Origin of the sequence: Ligilactobacillus ceti DSM 22408 (assembly GCF_000423245.1) — a bacterium.
GTDB lineage: Bacteria > Bacillota > Bacilli > Lactobacillales > Lactobacillaceae > Ligilactobacillus > Ligilactobacillus ceti.
The window spans coordinates 1-19,673 of record NZ_AUHP01000016.1; the positions used below are offsets into that span (position 1 = coordinate 1).

Below are 19,673 nucleotides of genomic sequence, written 5' to 3' on the forward strand. Positions count from 1 at the left end.
CCTGTTTTACCAGTTAAGTTTTTAACACTAATTTCTTTACCGGTTGTGTCATCAATATATGTGACCGTTGCTTTTTGATTATCTGCGTTATAAATAACATGTACTTCAATATCTTTGCTATCAGCATTTGGTGTTACTTGTCCAACTTTAGCTTGATCTGGTGTGTATCCTGCAATTGTTGGTGAAACAACTGCAGCTAAATCTTTAAGACTATCTTTATTTATTGTCCAATCTGATGTTTTGATAACTTTCTTTGTAACTGTATCAATCGTTTTTGTTCTTTCAAACGTTACTGTTTGTGTCACCGTAGGTGATGCTGTTTTGTTAGCTTTAACAGTCTTTGCTCCGTACTTATAATCAATAGTACGTTTTACAGTTCTTCTTAAATCATATTTATTATCTTTATTACGTGGATCATCTGGTCTAATAGTTGTTTCACCATGACTAAGATAAACTTTAAATTCTTGTAATTTATTTGTATCATTATCAAATTTAACGCCTTGTTTCCACGTAGATTTAGCTATATCTTCCGCAGTACGAACAAAACCTTGGCTTTGTAATTTAGCAATAGTTTTAATTGGGAAATAATTAATTACTTCTGCTGTTTTACCTGTTACTTCAGCAGGGTTAGTAATTCCAAATTTAGTTGCATCAATTACTTTACCTGTTGTGTTATCAATATATACAATTTTAGCTTTTTGTTCATCTGCTTCATATTCTACAACTGTATTTTTACCAGGTTCTGCTGGTGTAATTGTTTTTTGTGCAGGATTCTTAATATGATATCCCGGAATTACTGGACTATCTGTAGCCGCTGCTTTTGTTGGATCATTTGCATCATTGTTATAAATTGGTTGATCAACATTATCTACACCAGGGAAGATTGACTTGCCGTTAAATGTAGGAATAATATGTCCCATTTTCTTATAAGTAATCTTCTTATTAATTGTTTGACCAATTTGAGCTGGTGTTGTTGCATCACCTGTAACTTGTTTTTTATCTGCAAAGAAACCTTTCACAACTGGTACTTTAACATCTTTAAATGTTTTATTAGCATCCCATTTAATTGTTTCAATTGCTTTTTTACCTTGTGCTTCAGGTGCATGATTAATTGTTTTTGTACCTTTATATTTAACTGTTTGCTTATCTAAACCATTTAAATTAGGTTGTTGATCAGCAGGTAAACCTTCAATTGTAATAACTTGTTTTACGTCACCTTCAACAGGAACCTTATCAATAATAGGTTCATAGACAACTTTCGTATCTTGACCTGGTTTGTCTGGTGTAATTGTGCTTTGTGTTGGGTTGACAATTTTCCAACCTGGAATTTCAGGTGCTTTAGTTGGACTAACTTTCTTAGGATCATTTTGATCATTGTCATAATCCTTGTTGTAGTCTCCATTGTTAATACCAGCAATTGGATTACCATCTTTATCAACGGGAACAATTTGACCGACTTTAGCATAAACAAATTGCACTTTCGTTGTTTGTGTTACATAAGGATTGGCAATATAATATTGATATGATCCTAAATTAATATATTTCGATGTTCCTGGTGCTAATGTAAATGTATATTTATATCCGTTTTTATAATAGTAACAAGACATTGTTCCTTTATCATCAGTTTGTTTCATAAAGACTTGGAACGTCTTAGTCGAGCCGTTATAAAAAGTTTGAACAACTTCGGCATCTTCTTTAAATTGTGATAAAGTACCATTCAATTTAGGTTCTGTTACTAAATAAAATCCTTTAATAACTTTAGCTGCATTTTTATTAACATCATAATGTTGTCCTGTAACACCATCAACAACTCCACCTTGTTCTACACCAGGAATTGGTTGATAACTAGGATCTTCACCTTGTTTAGCTTTATCTTGTACATAAACAACTTTTTGTTGTACTTTTTGTGGGTTAAAAACAGACCAGCTATATGAACTATTATTACCATGCGATGACACATAATACCGACAATAAAAAGCTTCATTGGTACTATTCAAAGATACATCTTGCCCAGAGTTATTAATATATAAATCAATGCCATCTATAACTTTATGATAAGTAGCACCTGGAGTTAATGTAGCATTAGAATTTTTCATTACATAGCCATCATATCTCACAACATATACTTTAACTGTTTGATCAACCGCTTTATCAGGCATGTTTGCTTTATTTACTGTTAAATAAACTTTATACCATTGATTTTTAGATTCAAAAGTCGCATAAATATATTCTGTATCTGGAATAGCAGGGACATTTGGATAGTCTTTAGGTTGTGTAATAGTTGAAAGTGGTGCACTTTTCAATGTTTGTGGACCCGCAGCCAATGTGGTAGGTTTTGGTGCATCTGCTTTTTTAACAGCCGCTTTTTCTACTTGTTTATTTTGTGCTGGAGCTGCCTCTTTAGGAGTTTCTTTAACAACAGGTTTTTCTGTTGCTTTTGGTGTTACTGTAGTTTTGGGCGCTCCCTCACCTAAAACAACTTCTTTTTGTTGATGCTGATCTTTTGCTTTTTCTTTCAAAGCATCTTGATCAGTTGTTGTTGTATCGTCCGCAGCAACTGTTTGTGCATGGCCACCAAATAAGATACCAGTCGCAACTGCAACTGATGCCACACCGATGCTTAAACGTTTAATAGTGTACTTTTTAAAACGTTCGCCAGCTTGTTGCATCTTACAAACTTTATTATTTTTTCCTAACATATGCATTACTCCCTAATTATAATTTTTTTAATATAGATTAAAAATACACCCCCCGAATCCCCCGTCAAAATATATGCTTTTCGTTTTAAATATTAATATATTAACTATAATCTTAATTTTTTAAACGTTTTATAAGGTGGTTTTTTATACAAGTAAGTATTTTTTACTACTTATTGCACCGGTTTATTTATACGTTTTTTATGCAGTTTATGTATATTTTTTTAACAACTTTGATTGCTTCATTTTTCGTTGAAAACACAAAAAAACCGGAGTGTTTAACAACACTCCGGTTTGGATATATTTATTTTATTTAATTAATCTTCATCAGATGCTTCAATTAATCCATAACGTCCATCTTTACGACGGTACACAATGTTAATGCCATCTGTTTCTGAATCTTGGAAGATAAAGAAGTTATGTCCTAACATATCCATTTGTAAGATAGCTTCTTCACTATCCATTGGTTTAATAGAAACACGTTTTGTACGTACAATATCAAAGCTTTGTTCAGGTTCTGCCACTGGTTCATTTGGCATTTCCATAAATCCAAGATCTTTATAACCTTTTTCACGTGATTTACGGTTAACTTTTGTTTTGTACTTTCTGATTTGTCGTTCAAGTTTATCAGTTACTAAATCAATACTTGCATACATATCTGGTGATGTTTCTTCGGCACGTAACACCAAGTATGGCAATGGAATTGTAACTTCAACTTTAGATGAGCGATCTGAATAAACTTTCATGTTTACGTGGGCTGTCGAATTAGGAACATTATCAAAATATTTTTCTAACTTTTGTAATTTCTTTTCGACATAATCGCGAAGTGCGCCTGTTACTTCAATATTTTCTCCCCGTACATTATAATTCAACATAAAAAGCTCTCCTTTCACTATTAAGCCAATTAACTTGACTTAACAACAATAACGTTTTGAATACGTTATCATCTTCATTTATATTATAAGACAATTCTTTATATTTAACAAATATTATTTACCTTTTGCTTTTTAACGGGCTAACGTGACCGAACAAACTTGACTCGCTCCTCGTTGCAATAGTAATGCTTGCGCATGATATAACGTTCGCCCAGTCGTATAAATATCATCGATCAACAAAATTTTTTTATCGCTTAAATCACCGACTTCTGATAATAAATAGAAAGGTTGCGGTGTTTTTAAACGCTCTTGCCGATTTTTTTGCGATTGTTTCCTTTTATTGCGCTCTTTCACACCTAAGAGATCTTGCGTAGGTAAATCACTCACTAACCCCTTCACTTGATTAAAACGCCGCTTTTCTTGCGTTGTTTGATCAATCGGGATTACCACATATTCCCAACCATCTTTTGGTGGATAATTTACTTTAATATATTTTTGGAATTCACTTGCAAATATTTTTCGCCAATAATAATCACCTAAAAATTTATACCTTTCAAAATATTTTTGCATTGCTTCATTATAAGTATATAACGAGCTGTTTTTTAACAAAATCTTCCCTTGTTTTTGCCACATGACACAATCAGCACACAATTTCCCACCAATTAAACTCCGCCCACATCCAAGACATTGTTCATGCTGACTGATTTTCGTAAATTCTTGCCGACAACGATCACAAAGATATCCTCTTTCCCAACGTTCAAACGAAAAAAGCCATTTCAATGTAATTGGTTGCTGAATAACTTGTTGACACAGCATGCACTTAATCATGATTATCACCAGCTTTGTCATTAATACGCCGAATCATTTTCACAGCTTTTTTCAACTTGCGAGTATAAGTGGATGCTACAAAAATAACATCACCTGTGTTTTGTTTGGCATCTCGTCCGACACGTCCTGCAATCTGAATTAAAGCTGGCACTTGGAATTGTTCATGTTCTGCAAATAATACAACTACTTGAACGCCTTTAAAAGTCACACCACGTTCTAAAATAGTCGTAGTCACTAAATATTGATACTTCCCTTGACGTAATTGTTGCACCTTATCACTTCGTTTCGGATCGCTCGCATGGACCGTGGCCCCTTGCGCTTTTGGTATCACCTTTTGAATGATTTCTTCTATAATAAGTAATTTTTCAATTTGTGGCACAAATACTAAAAACGGCTGCTGTTGTTTTTGCCATTTTTTTAAATATTTTTTTAACTTTAAAGATAATTGTTGGTGTGAAATTTGCTGTGCTAACTGACGCACCAAGATAATTTTTGGTTCAGGTAATTTTCCACCATGATAACGACTAAATAATAAACTCGCTTGTAATTTTCCGTGTTTAATTTGTTTTTCCAAACGACGATTAGGTGTCGCTGTTAAATACACTTTCATCCCTTGTTTTTTGACTGCTGCTTGTGCCCCGTTTTGTAATTCAAGTGATTGTTGATACGGAAAAGCATCAACTTCATCAATTACTAATACGTCAAACGCTTCTTTAAAATTCAATAGTTGATGTGTAGTACAGATTACAAATTGCGTATAAGCATATAGCTGTTGACTTTCACCATGCAACAAAACTAATGATACTTCATCAGCTAATAAAGGATGCAAACGCAAATACAACTCGGTACAAACATCTAAGCGCGGCGCAGCCAAACAGATGCGTTCTCCATTTTTTAGTGCTTCTATAATTAATGGATATAAAATTTCCGTTTTTCCGGCACCTGTCACCGCCCACAATAAATGATTTTGTTTATGTTGATAGGAAGCTATTAATTCATACGCGCATTTTCTTTGTAAACGAGTTAATTGTCCTTGCCACTTTAAAATCGGACCATTTAATGCACTAAAATTATTTGGCTCTGAAATAGTGTATAATGTATCACGTGATGTTAAACGACCTAACAATATACACGCCGGACAATAGTAACTTCCATCCGGTAAGGACGTTCTTTCTTTGGTAAACTGTGCACCACAGCGTTGGCATTGTATCTTGGTCTTTCCGACTAACACAGCTGCTTTCCTTTGAATAAATGGCAGTTCTTGCCACTTCAGCGGATAATCGGACGGCCAAACTACCTGACGTCCCCATAATAAACTGAACTTGTTTTCGTTTAACATATTTAGCACCACCTTCTTATTTATAAATACGTTAAAAAACAAACTTATCCAAAGGAGACCCTTCATGGCAGAAAATTATCTTACAATTAAAGAAGTTGGCTCGAGTACTTTAATTATCAAAAAGTCAGAATTTATTTGTTATTTAGCACGAACTAACACAGAAGAAGAAGCTCGTGATTTCTTAGCATTTATTACCAATGAACATCGTAAAGCTAATCACCATTGCTTCGCCTATACATTAGGTTTAAATGACGAAATCCAACGTGAAAGCGACAATGGTGAACCATCTGGAACAGCCGGTGTTCCAATTTTAGAAGTTTTAAAAAATAATCAACTGCATAACGTAACAGCCGTTGTTGTCCGTTATTTTGGCGGAATCAAATTAGGGACTGGTGGTTTAATCCGCGCTTACAGTTCCGCTGTTTCACAAGCTATTCAAGAAATCGGCATTGTTAAACGTGTTTTACAAACAGAAATTACTTGTTCCATTGATTATCCTTTACTTGGAAAATTACAAAATTATTTAGAAAACCAAGATTATTATACGGTCGATACTCAATACACTGAACAAGTAGCTGTCACAGTTGCTGTTGATACGGAAAAAGTAGATCCGTTCCAAGCAGAAATTTTTAATCTCTTGAATGCCCAAGTAACTTTTACAATTGGGAATAATGTTTATCACGAAATTCCGGTTAAAATTTAAAAAAAGCGTCGTTTCTTTTTTATAGAAACGACGCTTTTTTATACGCAAAAACCACAACTCCGGATTATCCGAAATTGTGGTTTGTTTTAGAATTGTATTTTAAAAAGTGTTATTAACCAACGTGTACTGCGTAACTTGGTCTAAATGAGTTAACACTACCATAACCTAATGGTGCACCTGGTACTGAAGCGTGTAAGTAACGACCGCCACCAACATAAATAGCTGCATGGTAAGGTGCTCCGCCACCGTGTGCGAATAATAAGATATCACCTGGTTGTGCTTGAGAAACAGGTACGTGACGACCAGCATTTGCTTGTGCATATGTTGTACGACCTACAGAAACACCCATTTGACGATAAACGTATTGAACAAAACCTGAACAGTCAAAACCTGATGGAGATGAACCGCCCCAAACATAAGGTGTTCCAATATATTTAACAGCTTCACGAACGATACCATTTGCATCGAAACCACCACCGAAATAGTTAGATGCTGATGAACTACCAGCAACTTCACGGTTTAAGCGATCGTATGCGCTGCTACCAGAACCACCATTACGAATATCGTTAGCAGCTTCACGTGCTAAACGAGCAATCCGATCTGCACTACCATCTTCACCGTGTTGGCGTGCATATAATGTTGTACGTTGAACTAACATATCTGCAACATCTTGTTTTAATTCTTTGTTTTTGTCTTTAGCAACTTTAATTGTTTTTTCAATTTCTGCTTTGTTAGCTTTAACTTCAGCTTGATCTTTCTTTTGATCAGCTAATAAGTTTTCATTAGCATGAACTAATAACATAACTGTGCGAGCACGTGCAATTGAATCAGAAAAGCTTTTTGCATTAACAATGAAATCGATTTTTGAACCGGCATTGTTTAATTGCATCGCACGAGCTTGATCATCTAAACGAGCTTGGCGTTCTTTGATCTTTTTAGCTAATGCTTCATTTTTTTCTGTTAATTTATCTTCTTTAGCAACTAAAGCAGATAATTCACTTTGCATTTTTTTGATTTTGTCTTTTGTTGTAGCAATTTTTGTATTGATAGCTGCAATATCAGAAACAGTATCAGCGGATGCTTTATGTGTATTGACTGTTGCTAATCCTAATGCTGTAAAAGCTGTTGCAACAACTAATGTTAATTTTTTTAATTTTGAGTTCTTCAAGTTATTGTCACTCCTAAGTACAATTCTATTTTTTATTTTTAATCTGTTTAATTTGTTTATTTATTATTAATAAGCCCTGTTGGCTACGTTCTATATAATAGCACCTTAGCTAGGTACATACCATTACAAGACTTTAACAAATCAGCAAGTAAAACCCTTTAACAGCCCTTATGTTACAAAAACATTTCAAAACATCTCTAAACATACCTAAATAAGCCTTTTTCACACCTGTGCTACTTTCCAAAATGACTTATTATTGTAATATAAAAAGACAATTTTTTTAACCATTTCCAACAAAAAATACGTCAAACAGTCATAATTGACTATTTGACGTATTTAAATTGTAATTTATTTAGCAGCTTTTTTCTTACGTTTAACAGCTGCTTTTAACATAAACGGTGCAATTAAAGTAGTTAAAATAATAACTAAGATAATTGATGAATAGTAATCCGCAGATAATAGTTTTGATTCATAACCTAATTGGGCAATAATTAAAGCCATTTCTCCCCGTGATACCATCCCGGCACCAATAATATCGCCTGAATTATAATCCATTCCTGCAACTTTGGCACCAATTCCACAACCGAGCCATTTTGTTAAAACAGCCACAACTGTTAAAGCGATAATGAACAATAAGTCTTTTCCTAGTCCATCAAAAGTCATATTCAAACCAATACTTACAAAGAAAACGGGAATAAAGACTGCATACCCAATTGGTTCAATACTATGATCGACACTTGTTTTATATGGTGTTTGACCAATCGCAATCCCTGCGAAGAAAGCCCCAACAACACCACTTAAACCAACTAATTCAGCAATATAAGCCATTCCTAAACCAATTACTAATGACATTAAAATCACAGCACTTGGTACGAAAATCTTTTCACTTAAACTCATTAAGTAAGGCGCAATCCATTTTACAACGAAATAAATTCCGACAAAGTATAACACTTGTAAAAGTAATGTCATTAAGAAACTCATTTTAGGTTCACTCGAAGTAGCTGCACTTCCGAATAAACTAACAAAAGTACTTAAAATAATAACAGCAAGAATATCATCGATTACAGCTGCACCTAAAATTGTCATACCTTCTTTAGATTCTAAATAACCTAACTCTTTTAAAACTTCTACAGAAATACTTACCGATGTGGCAGAAAAAACAACCCCTAAGAAAATTGCTTCATGCATATGAAAATCAAATAACTTACCTGTTAAAAAGATTAAACATAATGGTAAGATCACCCCGGTAATCGCTACTGAAAACGCAGGCTTAATATATTTTTTCAAAAGTTCTAAATTACTTTCCAAACCGGCAATAAACATTAAAATAATAACTCCGATTTCAGAAAACATATGCACAAATGTATCACCTTGAACCCAACCTAAAACTGCCGGTCCCAATACAATACCAACTAAAAGTTGTCCGATAACTGCGGGGATCCCAATCCGGCGACTGAAGTGTCCTGCTAGAGCCGTACTAAGTAAAATAAGACTCAAGATCCCTAAATATGCCATAAAATAAACCATCCTTCCATGTTTAACACACTATTTATTTAATTATAATAACTTTAATCTAACTCTTTTAGTATATCATTTAAATTTTGCTTTTTATACCAAAATCTGAACACGTCTCTCATCTCTTCTTTTTTTACTTGTTATCTTTACGTTTCCTTACTCAGCAAGTACAATAATAATTAAAGAAAGATTAGAAAGGACTGTTAATATGAAATTTAATCAATTCGCACCACGGCAAGTTTCCCTTGAAACACAAATTCAAGAATTAATTAATTTAGAATTTTTAACTGATCGTTTGCTTGAAAAAGATGAAATGGATAAAATTTGGCTTCATTTTCTTAAACAAGTATTTCCCCAAGCACAAAGTCCAACTGCAAAACATGAACAAATTGCTGATTTATTAGCATCTAACACTCAAAATGTTTTTGATTTCTTAAATGAACATGAAATTACAACTAATGCATTTTATAATGTTGCTTTACAGTTACTTGGTTTTGAAGTTGATTTAGACTTTGAACTCGCAAATCCTTTAGCTGCCATGGATCAAATGCAACTCTTCCATGTTAATGAAATTAATTCTACTCATGATTTAATTACAGCTTGTTACTACCTATTATTAACTTATACAAAAGGTGGGCAAAATTACTTAGATTATTTAGCAACACTTGGCTATTTCGTTCCTTTATATGGTCGTCCAGCTGGTATGAAACCAATCTTTTTCAACGGTCAATCCCAACCTGTCTTTAATACGAAAAAATTAATTAAAGAAGTTGTCTATGTAGAAAGTGATTTAGATACTGATCAAGATGGCCAACGCGATTTGTTGAAAGTTGAAATCATTCGTCCAGCAGAAACCAACTTTAATTTACAAGTTCCAGCCGTCTATACGGCAAGTCCTTATAACCAAGGTGTCAATGAAGTTTCTAGTGATAAAATGTTACACAATGTCAATCAACCTTTAACAACTAAAGAAGAAAATAACACTACCTTCAAAGATATTGCTTACCAACCAAGCCACATTGAAATTCCTAAAAAACGCGAAATTAAAGAAATTGCTTTAACCGCTGAAAGTTCTTTTGGTCGTGAAAGTTCCTATACTTTAAATGATTATTTATTAGCACGTGGTTTCGCTGTTGTGTATGCAGCTGGTATTGGTACGATGGATTCTGATGGAGTTAGAACTTGTGGTTCCACAGCTGAAACAAGTTCAACTGTTGCGATTATTGAATGGTTAGCTGGCAAAAGAACCGCCTTTACTAATAAAACTGACAACATTGAAATCAAAGCTTGGTGGTGTAATAAACACGTTGCTATGACTGGTAAATCTTATTTAGGCACTTTAGCAACGGCTGCAGCCACAACCGGAACACCTGCTTTAAAAACAATTATTTCAGAAGCTGCTATTTCTAGTTGGTATGATTATTATCGTGAAGGTGGGCTTGTTATCTCGCCTGGAGGCTATGTCGGTGAAGACGCTGATGTTTTAGCGGAACTTTGTTTTAGTCGCCGTAAAAAAGCAGCTGATTATCTTAAAATCCAACCATTCTTCACTGATGTTTTAAAACAAATGGCTCATGATCAAGATCGCATCACTGGTAACTATACAACTTTCTGGGATGAAAGAAATTACTTGCATAACCTTGATCAAATTAAAGCAAAAATTGTTATGGTTCACGGACTTAATGACTGGAATGTTAAACCGAAAAATGTCTTTAATTTATGGCATGGTCTGGATGACCTTCCTGTCGTGAAAAAATTAATTCTCCATCAAGGGCAACATATTTACATTAATAATCTCCGTTCACTTGATTTCTCTAATATGATGAATTTATGGCTTTCCAATCAATTATATAATGTTGATAATCAAGCTGAAGATCATTTACCAGATTTATTAGTCCAAGATAATACACAACCAGAAACATGGATCACACCTCATGAATGGCATAAATACCATAACTTAACTTTGAATTTACAAGAAGATGCCCTTTCTACACAAGACGGCGACAACACAATGTTAAGTTTCAAAGATTGGGTTGATCAACCAGATTTTGAAAAATACGATAAAAACATCCCTGCTTGGATGGCTGATTTAATCAGTACGGATGCTTCAGCTCTTGAAAATAATCGTTTAATCTTTAAAACCGCTCCACTCTCAAGTGATGTAACCATTTCTGGTGCACCAACTGTTTCCTTGCGACTCCACACTGACAATAATCATGGTTTAGTCAGTGCTATGTTAGTTGATTTTGGTGAAGAAAAACGATTAAATGCTGATCCATCACCCGTGTTTGGTGCTCGCCTAGGTTTAGGTTTTGACTGGCGCGAAGAACCGTTAAAAGAATTTACTTACGAAAAAAATCCGTCCCCTTGGAAATTAATCGCCAAAGGTCATTTAAACTTACAAAATAAAACTGCCCTTTGGAAAAATGACCAAATCATTCCAGGTGAAAGTTATAATTTTGAATTTGAGTTACAACCAACTTACTATCATTTGCTTAAAAACCATCAATTAGGTTTAATTGTTTATGCAACTGATTTTGAAATGACACAACGAGGTAATGAACATATTACGTACACACTAGATTTAGCTAATTCAAAATTGAACTTAGCCATCGATAAAAAAGAGGTTTTAAATAATGAAAATAAAAAAAATTGAAGCACTAACTTTACCAGTCAGTGATTTAATCCGCGCAACACGTTTTTATCATGAAGTTTTCAACTTACCTTTAATTCAAGAAGATCACACTCAAAAAATTTCAACTATGCGTTGTGGGCAACAATTCTTGAATTTAACTGAAGCAACTAATTTTACGCCAATCAATTTAGGGTTACGAATTATTGTCGGTGATAACTTAAGTGATGTTTTAAATCACTTAAAAAGTTATTTCGTTGAATTCGTCTCCGAAGAACCAACTAAATCCATTGGGTTAGAAGGTTATTTACTTTCTGTGAAAATCAAAGATCTTGATGGTAACATTATTGAAGTTGCAACTTATAGTGATCGTTAAAATAAAAAAATTCCACCCCATCCTCAATTTGAGGTCGGAGTGGAATTTTTATTTTAAGCTGTTAAATCAACTTTTTTACTAATTGCCCAAAAGATAACAGCACCTAAAGCAACAGAGATAAATTCTCCGATAGCAACTGTTAAGTATGAGAACCAGAATGGCAATCCTAAAACGTAATATAATTCTAAACCAATAATCCATGAGGATAATGTACAGATAATTACGACGATTGCAAATTTCGCTGGTAATTGCTTAACTTTTTGACTTAAATAATAGCTAATTGATGTCATTAATAAAGTTTCAATCGAGCCAAATACGACATCGACTAATCCCATTGATGACCAGAAATTAGCAATAATGCACCCTAAAGTTACAGCCCAAATATAACGTTTATTGAAAATTGCTAAGTTATTAAAAATTTCCGCAAAACGAATTTGAATTGCACCAAAACTTAATGGTGCGAAAAGCATTGTTAAAGCAACATACAATCCAGTTACAAGTGCCGCTTTTGTGACACTAACTAATCGTGTATGAGTTGAAACGTTGTCCATGATAAATCTTTCCTTCTTCCTAGTTTTTTATTATGGTGGGATGTTTACGAACCACCAGTGACTTTAAATTGCCACGTTTTCCAGTATAAAAAACATTCGATTAAAACTCAAGGTTATTTTTACACTTAAACTAAAATATCTTGAATTAATTGAAGTTCTTCAGCTGAAAATTCTAATTGTTTAGCTGCTTCTAAATTAGCTTCTAAGTGTTTGATACTTGTTGTACCAATAATTACACTCGAAACAACTTCATCTTTCAATAACCAAGAAAGGGCCATTTGTGATAATGTTTGACCACGTTCTTGCGCAATTTTATTTAATGCATTTAATTTTTTCACAACAGCATCTTTGCCATCTTTGAAAATATAAGCACTTGTAGGATGAATTGGAAAATCTTCGGGAATCCCATCTAAGTAGCGATCTGTTAATAATCCTTCTGCCAAAGGTCCGTAAGCAACTAATCCTTTATTTTCTACATCTAATTCTGTTAACAAGCCGGTTTCTTTAGCTTCTTGATTCAACATGTTATAAGAAAATTGGTTAACTGTATAAGGTGTTCCCAAATCATCGAAAATTTTAGCCATTTCTTTAGCTTGTAAAGTATCAAAATTAGAAATTCCAATATATAAAGCTTTACCATCACGCACAATTTGATCAAAAGCTCGTGCTGATTCCCATAAATCTGTTTCTGGATCAAACCGATGTGCATAATAGAGATCAACATAATCTGTGCCTAAACGTTCTAAACTCCGATCAATTGATTGCATAATTGTTTTACGTGATAAAAACTCACCATAAGGTCCTGGAATTGTCCGATATCCCACTTTTGTTGTGACAACTAATTCATCACGATATGGTTTTAATTCATCTTTTAAAATATCACCTAACAATTTTTCTGATGTTCCAATTTCAGGAACACCGTAATGATCAGCACCATCGAAACTAAAAATACCTTCATCGAAAGCTTTTAAAATAACTTGTTTCCGATCATAATAAGGATCAACACTACTATAGTTATGCCACATTCCTAAAGAAATAACCGGCAAACGTAGCCCTGTATTGCCTACACGACGATAAGGTAATTTATGATAACGATCTTCATTTGCTAAATACATCAACAAAACTCCTTTATTTTTTGTTTAGCGGCCTAACATTAACCCGATATATGCTAAAGCTAAACCACCACCATATGTTGTAATAAAATAAATTAAAAATAACTTCCAGCGACGATCACGTACTAAAACTAATAATTCTGTATTGTATGTCGAAAAGGTTGTATAACCACCCAAAAGCCCTGTCCCTAATAATAACGGTAGGCGTGGATCAGCTAAAGCTAAACTCGTTAAATAGCCTAACATAAACGCACCACTTAAATTTAAAAATAAAGTTGCTCCGGGGAAAACGCCGCCGACTTTTCTTTTATAAAAATTTGTAATTAAATAACGTAACGAAGCACCAATCCCGGCACCGATACCAACTAAAAGCATTGCCATTAACGTTTACCTCCTCTATTCGCAACTGCAATTCCGCACATCATCCCAGCGATAACTGCTAAAAAAGCACCAATCATACTAATTCCAAGATATAAAACAGCATAATTTACACTTTGATGATATAATTTCCAAAAATCCATGCTAAAAGTTGAAAATGTAGTAAAGGCTCCGATAAAACCTGTTCCGACACCAACTGTAATCCATTCGGAAAAATCTTGTACTTCAGTTGCATAATAAGTAATAAATGCTAAAACAAAACTCCCTACAATATTAACAATAATCGTTCCGGTACTGTCCATCCATGCTCCTAATAAATAACGGCAAATACCGCCAAAAAAAGCAAAGAGCGCAACACTTAAAACATCTTTTAATCGTTGTTGCCACATAATAATAGTTCCTTTCTGTTTCTTGAATTTGTTTAAGATTATACTCTTTTTAACCTTAATTTGTGAACTATTACCCTTTGTTTTTCAAAAAATAATTACTTTGCCTGAAAAATAAATTTATCGATTACTTCGGCTACCGCACCTTGGGCATTCGTTTTTTCAGTAACATAATCGGAAACTTCTTTCACAAAATCACGTCCATTTTTAACACAAACACCTAAACCCACTTTTTCAATCATGCCAATGTCATTACCATTATCACCAATCGCAATAATTTCTTCAGGTTTAATACCTAAGCGTTCTCCTAAAGCTAACGCTGCAGTCCCTTTATCACAATTAGCTAAATTACATTCTACATAACGATCAGATGAAAAAGTGATATTTAATGGTGCTGGTGAATGTTCTTCTAAATACTTTTTAAAAGCAATTCTTTCAGCTTCATCATAAATATTAAATAAAATCTTGAAAATCGGTACTTCACGTAAAAAGTCCAAATTATCCCCTGGTAAATCCTTCCAATCAGGGATTCTTGGATCCATATATTCCCGATCACCATCGTTAATTTGATAAACATATAATTGATCCATCGTATAAATATGAATATCCCCATCTGGATAGCGTTCTTTCCCTAAATTAAAGAGAGTATCTACTAACTCATGCGGGAATGCCTTCACAATTACTGGACGAACATCTTTGTTTTCTAAAACAGCTGCCCCATTAAAAGAAATCACATACTGATTTTCTTTTTGATAAAGGTCTAACTCTTTTAAAATATTTTGTACAGAACCTGGATTACGCCCTGTATTCGGTACAAAATAAATACCTTGTTCAGTAGCTTTCTTGATAGCCTCTTGATTCACAACTGGAATCTGAGCATTACTATCAATCAATGTTTCGTCTAAATCACACACGACCATTTTGTAAGCCATTATATCTCCTCCTCTTTTAACGCTCGCTCATATTTTAACATAATTTGATTTAACTTTTGGGCTATAAAAAAAGACTACCTAGCATTCGCTAAGTAATCTTTTGCTTTTACAGTTCTTTCACTAAAATCACAATCGAAACTGGTTTTTGATCATGATTTTCAATTGTTTGTTCTGCTACTAAAACAAATTCTTGCTGCATGAAAAAATTCAACGCGGCCACTTGATCAACGGCCACTGCTGTTCCTAAACTTTGATAACCTTCACGTTTCAATGTTTGACAAACTTTTTGAATAATTTTCGTACCTAAACCGTGATTCAATTCACTTTCATCGAGCATCAACAAGCCTAACCAGACAGCCTGATTTTCAGGATAACCTAAAACCAAATCTAAAATTGCTACTAACTTTTCCTCTTTAAAAATTCCTAAATAAAACTTTTGTTGCATCTGACAACCGGGTGGTAAAGTCGTTAAATCAGCCAAGACCATTTCAGCTGTTAAAGTTGCTTTTTGAAAAGTTGCATGATAGTTCGGGTGTTGTTTTTGTAAATTAAAAATCTGTTCTTGATCAGCATCCGTTAAAACACGGACTTGATAATCATTTAAAAAGAAATTCAAACGATCAACTAACATTTAAAAACCTCATTTCGCATTATTAATCTTATGAACAATAAATGTTCCGATAAAGCAAACAACTACAAAACCACCAAACCAAAGAGCAGGAATTTCAATATCAATCATCGGAATTGTTAATAATAATTTAATCCCAATAAATCCAATTAAAACATAAGCCATCGCTTTTAATTCTGGTAAAATAACCATTAAACGCATAATAACTTCCGCAATTCCCCGCATACATAAAATACCAATAATCCCACCAATTAAAACAATTACTGGGTTAGTAGAAATCGCTAAGGATGCTAAAACAGAATCAACAGAGAAAACAATATCCATTAATTCAATCGAAATAACAACTTGCCAAAAGAGCGGTAAAAAGCGATCCCATTTTCTTTTATGTTCTTTTTCTACTTCTGGTTTGGGATGACGTAACCGATAAAAATGTGTCACAGATAAATAAATTAAATACCCCGCACCGACTAATTTAATTTCCCAAAAATCAATTAAATATGTGCCTAAACCAATTAACAGAAAGCGGAATAAATAAGCTCCCCATAATCCATAAAATAATGATTTTTCTTGTTCTTTTTTAGTTGGTAATTTTTGTGTTTGTGCAGCTAGCACAATTGCATTATCAACTGATAATAAACATTCTAATACAACTAAAGTTAAAATCATCATCCAGTCTTGACCGGATGTAATAACTGTTCGCCAATTTTCTAAATCAAAAAACGGCCCATACATATTCTCTAGAATACCCAACGTTTCGTCCCCACTCCTTTTTATTTCATCCTCTTTTAAACTACTTACTTTAATTTTAACATATTTCAAAACATGCCGTCTGCTGCAAAACATTTCTTCTGTTCTAAGTTACGATAAATAAAAAAGCCACCTTTCATAGGTGACTCATTAGTTATCCACATTTTCGCTGTGAACAACCACTAGATTTTGTGTATAACACTCAGCCGACACTCTATATATTGTGTTTTTAACTCGCTTATAAAATACTCTTTAGATTGTAACCCCAAGTACTGCGCACGTTTTCCACAACAACATAAGCCGTATCATCAACTTCTTTAATCACATTCATTGCTTTGACGATTTTGCCTGCTGGACAAACATAATAAACGAGTTTTTCTTCGCGCCCTTTTCGGTAACCTTTACCTGTTAATAAGGTTGTATTCCCACCTAAATGATCTATTAAAGCTTGGGAAACTTCATTATGGTATGGCGACATAATTGTTAAAGCTTTTTGATCTACTCCAATAGCTAAACATTTTTCTAAAATCAAAGCTGAACCATATAATTCTAATAATGTTAATAACATATTTTCAAAACCAATAATTAAGCCTGATGGAATCGCCACTGCAAAATCAAAAATCAATAAAGCATATCCTGTTGGCATACCAAAATATTTATTTAAAATTCGAGCTAAAATTGTACTCCCAGCAATTGTACCTTCACCTTTCATGATAACGCCCATCGCAATCCCCATCAAAATACCACCAATAATCGCTGCGACTAATTTATCATGTAAAGGAAAACTCCAGCCTAAATGAGCTAATAATGGTAAAAAGACTGAAATCGAACCAACTGCAATCAAAGTATAAAAAACAGTTTCTTTGCTTAATAATTTCCAACCAACTACTAATAAAATTCCATTTAAAACTAAGTTAGTTAACGCCGGTGCAATACCTAACCAATAGTAAAAGATAGTCATTAATCCTGTTACGCCACCTTCACCAAGGTGATTTGTAATTAAAAAACCATGGACTGCTACAGCGTAAATAAATGCGCCTAAGATATTAAAAATAATATTTTTGATAACTCTTGTTTGTTTCTTTGTTGTCTTCATTCTGCTTAACCCTTTAATCTAATAATAATGTAATTTCTTGTGTTTGTTGTTTTAAATCTGCGACTTGTTGTTCATGACCATGTAAATAACCTTTCAACATTTCATAAATTTCATAACGTTGTTGGGTCGTTAATTTTTCACCAGAAAACACTAAATCTTGTGGTGCTAGTAGAACTTCATTTAAATCAATTTCACTCACTGGTCGTCCAATTAAATAATCTAATGAAACATTAAAATATTCAGCTAATTTTTTTACTTCTAAATAAGATGGTGTATTAATTCCCCGTTCCCAACTCCCAATTTGTGGTCCGGTATTATCTCGATCATTTTTTTCATGCTCATCCATCATCTTATTCAATGCTTGGGCTAATTCTGGTAATGATAAATTTCTTCCCGTTCTTAACGCTCTTAATCTTTCTGGAAACATTTTAATTCCCCCTTTGAATTTATTTTAATTTAGCTCTTTTACGATAGCAATCTTTTATCTAAATCTTTGTTAATTTTATTTGTATTAATTTTCATCTACCTATATAATACTACTTGTTATCGTTTTTATTAACTAGATATGAAATCGCTCTAATCTTGATTAATACCTTAGTTAGTATATAATGAATTAATAAGGAACTTTTAGAATATAAAATTAGTATAAGGGGTATTTGGTATGACAAAAACTATTAAAATCTTAACGGATTCTTCAGTCCAATTAACACCCACTGAAATCGAAGATAATAATATTACAATTATCCCATTATCTGTGGATATTGCTGGTAAAAATTATATTGATGGTGAAACAATTACACGTGCTGAATTATTAGAACAATTAAAAGAAGGCTTCATTCCTAAAACAAGCCAACCAGCAATCGGAACTTTCGTGGAAACTTTTGAACGTTTGGGTGCTGATGGCAGTCAAGTCTTAGCTATTATGATGACTGACGTTTTGAGTGGAACATACGAAACAGCTCGTACAGCTGCACAAATCGCAAATGCTGATGTAACTGTTATTAACAGTAAATCTACTGACCGCGGACAAGCTTTCCAAGTTTTAGCCGCTGCACAAGATATCAAAGAAGGTAAATCAATTCCTGAAATCATTGAACATTGTAAAGATGTGCATGCTCGCACTACAGTTGATGTTTTCGTTGATGATTTACAATGTTTAGTTGCTGGCGGTCGTGTGAGTCGCTTTGCCGGTGCTATTACAAAATTAATTAACTTAAAAATTATCGTACGTCTTTCTGACACAGCTTTAGATGTTTATACAAAAGGCCGTAGTCGAAAAACGTTTATCAAACATTGTAAAGAATTAGCTGCTGAACATGTGGATAATCCAATTGAAGCTATTTCATTATCCAATGTTGGGACAGATGAAGCTCTTTTACAAAAAGTTCGTTCTACTATCTTAGATGATAAAATTGAAGGTATTCCATATGTGGCTCGTTTAACAAGTCCTGTTATTATGGCCCATACCGGGATGAATGCAATCGGAGTAATTACTTTAGCAGAAAAACCTGTCGAAAATTAATTATTATAACCTGACTAACTAGATCTTCTAGTTAGTCTTTTTTTTAGCATTTAAAGCATTTTAATGAATGTGGTTCCACGCATACTAATGTAATTTAAAATCACCTTAAACACCTCTTCTAATCGCTCTGATGACAAAAAACAGCCCGACTTTAATCATTAAGATTAAAATCGGGCTGTTTTATTTTTA

Annotated in this window: 19 protein-coding genes and 1 riboswitch; of the genes, 4 read left to right on the forward strand and 15 right to left on the reverse strand. The window is 33.6% G+C overall.

All coding sequences use genetic code 11. The annotated features are described in order from the left end of the window. From G540_RS06895 to G540_RS0102075, 4 genes are all read right to left on the reverse strand, one after another. A partial coding sequence (locus G540_RS06895) for a mucin-binding protein (protein WP_035463525.1) occupies positions 1–2,699 on the reverse strand: 2,699 nt, incomplete at its 3' end. Between the two features lie 314 nt (positions 2,700–3,013). Further along, a complete protein-coding gene (gene hpf, locus G540_RS0102065) occupies positions 3,014–3,571 on the reverse strand; it encodes a ribosome hibernation-promoting factor, HPF/YfiA family (RefSeq protein WP_027106664.1) in 558 nt (185 codons plus the stop codon). A 132-nt stretch (positions 3,572–3,703) separates the two neighbouring features. Beyond that, the gene (locus G540_RS0102070; RefSeq protein WP_152973827.1) at positions 3,704–4,387 is read right to left on the reverse strand and encodes a ComFC family protein; all 684 of its coding nucleotides are present in this window, start codon (positions 4,385–4,387) and stop codon (positions 3,704–3,706) included. Between the two features lie 4 nt (positions 4,388–4,391). Next, positions 4,392–5,738 carry a helicase-related protein gene (locus tag G540_RS0102075; RefSeq protein WP_027106666.1) on the reverse strand — a complete coding sequence of 449 codons (1,347 nt, stop codon included), beginning with the start codon at positions 5,736–5,738 and terminating at the stop codon, positions 4,392–4,394. A gap of 64 nt (positions 5,739–5,802) precedes the next feature. Here G540_RS0102075 and G540_RS0102080 point away from each other — a divergent pair, with 64 nt between their 5' ends. Beyond that, positions 5,803–6,441, forward strand: coding sequence for a YigZ family protein (locus G540_RS0102080; protein ID WP_027106667.1), 639 nt, complete (start codon positions 5,803–5,805; stop codon positions 6,439–6,441). 112 nt (positions 6,442–6,553) lie between these two features. Here G540_RS0102080 and G540_RS0102085 read toward each other — a convergent pair whose 3' ends face one another. Beyond that, a complete protein-coding gene (locus G540_RS0102085; RefSeq protein WP_027106668.1) occupies positions 6,554–7,609 on the reverse strand; it encodes a C40 family peptidase in 1,056 nt (351 codons plus the stop codon). A 348-nt stretch (positions 7,610–7,957) separates the two neighbouring features. Beyond that, positions 7,958–9,124 carry a cation:proton antiporter gene (locus tag G540_RS0102090; protein WP_027106669.1) on the reverse strand — a complete coding sequence of 389 codons (1,167 nt, stop codon included), beginning with the start codon at positions 9,122–9,124 and terminating at the stop codon, positions 7,958–7,960. A gap of 208 nt (positions 9,125–9,332) precedes the next feature. On the opposite strand from G540_RS0102090, the gene G540_RS0102095 reads away from it, so the two are divergent. Beyond that, positions 9,333–11,780: a Xaa-Pro dipeptidyl-peptidase gene (locus G540_RS0102095; RefSeq protein ID WP_027106670.1), complete on the forward strand. Its 2,448-nt coding sequence runs from the start codon at positions 9,333–9,335 to the stop codon at positions 11,778–11,780. Further along, a complete protein-coding gene (locus G540_RS0102100) occupies positions 11,761–12,132 on the forward strand; it encodes a VOC family protein (RefSeq protein ID WP_027106671.1) in 372 nt (123 codons plus the stop codon). The genes G540_RS0102095 and G540_RS0102100 overlap by 20 nt, the downstream gene beginning before the upstream one ends. A gap of 53 nt (positions 12,133–12,185) precedes the next feature. Here the strand turns inward: G540_RS0102100 and G540_RS0102105 are convergent, their stop codons facing one another. The 9 genes from G540_RS0102105 to G540_RS0102145 all read right to left on the reverse strand — a co-directional run bounded on the left by G540_RS0102105 (position 12,186) and on the right by G540_RS0102145 (position 18,389). Beyond that, positions 12,186–12,683, reverse strand: coding sequence for a QueT transporter family protein (locus G540_RS0102105; RefSeq protein ID WP_027106672.1), 498 nt, complete (start codon positions 12,681–12,683; stop codon positions 12,186–12,188). Between the two features lie 13 nt (positions 12,684–12,696). Then, positions 12,697–12,744, reverse strand: a riboswitch (PreQ1 riboswitch). 64 nt (positions 12,745–12,808) lie between these two features. Next, positions 12,809–13,798 (reverse strand): aldo/keto reductase, encoded by a 990-nt coding sequence (locus tag G540_RS0102110; protein WP_027106673.1) that lies wholly within the window; start codon positions 13,796–13,798, stop codon positions 12,809–12,811. A gap of 24 nt (positions 13,799–13,822) precedes the next feature. Next, positions 13,823–14,176, reverse strand: coding sequence for a fluoride efflux transporter CrcB (gene crcB / locus G540_RS0102115; protein WP_051188927.1), 354 nt, complete (start codon positions 14,174–14,176; stop codon positions 13,823–13,825). Continuing rightward, positions 14,176–14,562 (reverse strand): fluoride efflux transporter FluC, encoded by a 387-nt coding sequence (locus G540_RS0102120; RefSeq protein ID WP_027106675.1) that lies wholly within the window; start codon positions 14,560–14,562, stop codon positions 14,176–14,178. The genes crcB and G540_RS0102120 overlap by 1 nt, the downstream gene beginning before the upstream one ends. A gap of 95 nt (positions 14,563–14,657) precedes the next feature. Then, positions 14,658–15,491 carry a Cof-type HAD-IIB family hydrolase gene (locus G540_RS0102125; RefSeq protein ID WP_027106676.1) on the reverse strand — a complete coding sequence of 278 codons (834 nt, stop codon included), beginning with the start codon at positions 15,489–15,491 and terminating at the stop codon, positions 14,658–14,660. Positions 15,492–15,597: 106 nt separating this feature from the next. Beyond that, on the reverse strand, positions 15,598–16,122 hold the full coding sequence (locus G540_RS06900; protein ID WP_051188928.1) for a GNAT family N-acetyltransferase: 525 nt from the start codon (positions 16,120–16,122) through the stop codon (positions 15,598–15,600). A 9-nt stretch (positions 16,123–16,131) separates the two neighbouring features. Continuing rightward, a complete protein-coding gene (locus G540_RS0102135; RefSeq protein ID WP_420865042.1) occupies positions 16,132–16,851 on the reverse strand; it encodes a TerC family protein in 720 nt (239 codons plus the stop codon). Between the two features lie 253 nt (positions 16,852–17,104). Continuing rightward, the gene (locus G540_RS0102140) at positions 17,105–17,962 is read right to left on the reverse strand and encodes a YitT family protein (protein ID WP_027106678.1); all 858 of its coding nucleotides are present in this window, start codon (positions 17,960–17,962) and stop codon (positions 17,105–17,107) included. Positions 17,963–17,975: 13 nt separating this feature from the next. Next, positions 17,976–18,389, reverse strand: a complete 414-nt coding sequence (locus G540_RS0102145) for a helix-turn-helix domain-containing protein (protein WP_027106679.1) — start codon at positions 18,387–18,389, stop codon at positions 17,976–17,978. A gap of 234 nt (positions 18,390–18,623) precedes the next feature. Between G540_RS0102145 and G540_RS0102150 the strand changes: the two genes are divergently transcribed. Next, positions 18,624–19,484 carry a DegV family protein gene (locus G540_RS0102150; protein ID WP_027106680.1) on the forward strand — a complete coding sequence of 287 codons (861 nt, stop codon included), beginning with the start codon at positions 18,624–18,626 and terminating at the stop codon, positions 19,482–19,484. Positions 19,485–19,673 lie beyond the last annotated feature (189 nt).

Excerpts from the sequence above, each read along its gene's own strand:
- hpf (WP_027106664.1), bottom strand. The coding sequence starts at position 3,571 with ATGTTGAATTATAATGTACGGGGAGAAAATATTGAAGTAACAGGCGCA.
- G540_RS0102070 (WP_152973827.1), bottom strand. The coding sequence starts at position 4,387 with ATGCTGTGTCAACAAGTTATTCAGCAACCAATTACATTGAAATGGCTT.
- G540_RS0102075 (WP_027106666.1), bottom strand. The coding sequence starts at position 5,738 with ATGTTAAACGAAAACAAGTTCAGTTTATTATGGGGACGTCAGGTAGTT.
- G540_RS0102080 (WP_027106667.1), top strand. The coding sequence starts at position 5,803 with ATGGCAGAAAATTATCTTACAATTAAAGAAGTTGGCTCGAGTACTTTA.
- G540_RS0102090 (WP_027106669.1), bottom strand. The coding sequence starts at position 9,124 with ATGGCATATTTAGGGATCTTGAGTCTTATTTTACTTAGTACGGCTCTA.
- G540_RS0102095 (WP_027106670.1), top strand. The coding sequence starts at position 9,333 with ATGAAATTTAATCAATTCGCACCACGGCAAGTTTCCCTTGAAACACAA.
- G540_RS0102100 (WP_027106671.1), top strand. The coding sequence starts at position 11,761 with ATGAAAATAAAAAAAATTGAAGCACTAACTTTACCAGTCAGTGATTTA.
- G540_RS0102105 (WP_027106672.1), bottom strand. The coding sequence starts at position 12,683 with ATGGACAACGTTTCAACTCATACACGATTAGTTAGTGTCACAAAAGCG.
- G540_RS0102110 (WP_027106673.1), bottom strand. The coding sequence starts at position 13,798 with ATGTATTTAGCAAATGAAGATCGTTATCATAAATTACCTTATCGTCGT.
- crcB (WP_051188927.1), bottom strand. The coding sequence starts at position 14,176 with ATGGCAATGCTTTTAGTTGGTATCGGTGCCGGGATTGGTGCTTCGTTA.
- G540_RS0102120 (WP_027106675.1), bottom strand. The coding sequence starts at position 14,562 with ATGTGGCAACAACGATTAAAAGATGTTTTAAGTGTTGCGCTCTTTGCT.
- G540_RS0102125 (WP_027106676.1), bottom strand. The coding sequence starts at position 15,491 with ATGGCTTACAAAATGGTCGTGTGTGATTTAGACGAAACATTGATTGAT.
- G540_RS06900 (WP_051188928.1), bottom strand. The coding sequence starts at position 16,122 with ATGTTAGTTGATCGTTTGAATTTCTTTTTAAATGATTATCAAGTCCGT.
- G540_RS0102135 (WP_420865042.1), bottom strand. The coding sequence starts at position 16,851 with ATGTATGGGCCGTTTTTTGATTTAGAAAATTGGCGAACAGTTATTACA.
- G540_RS0102140 (WP_027106678.1), bottom strand. The coding sequence starts at position 17,962 with ATGAAGACAACAAAGAAACAAACAAGAGTTATCAAAAATATTATTTTT.
- G540_RS0102145 (WP_027106679.1), bottom strand. The coding sequence starts at position 18,389 with ATGTTTCCAGAAAGATTAAGAGCGTTAAGAACGGGAAGAAATTTATCA.
- G540_RS0102150 (WP_027106680.1), top strand. The coding sequence starts at position 18,624 with ATGACAAAAACTATTAAAATCTTAACGGATTCTTCAGTCCAATTAACA.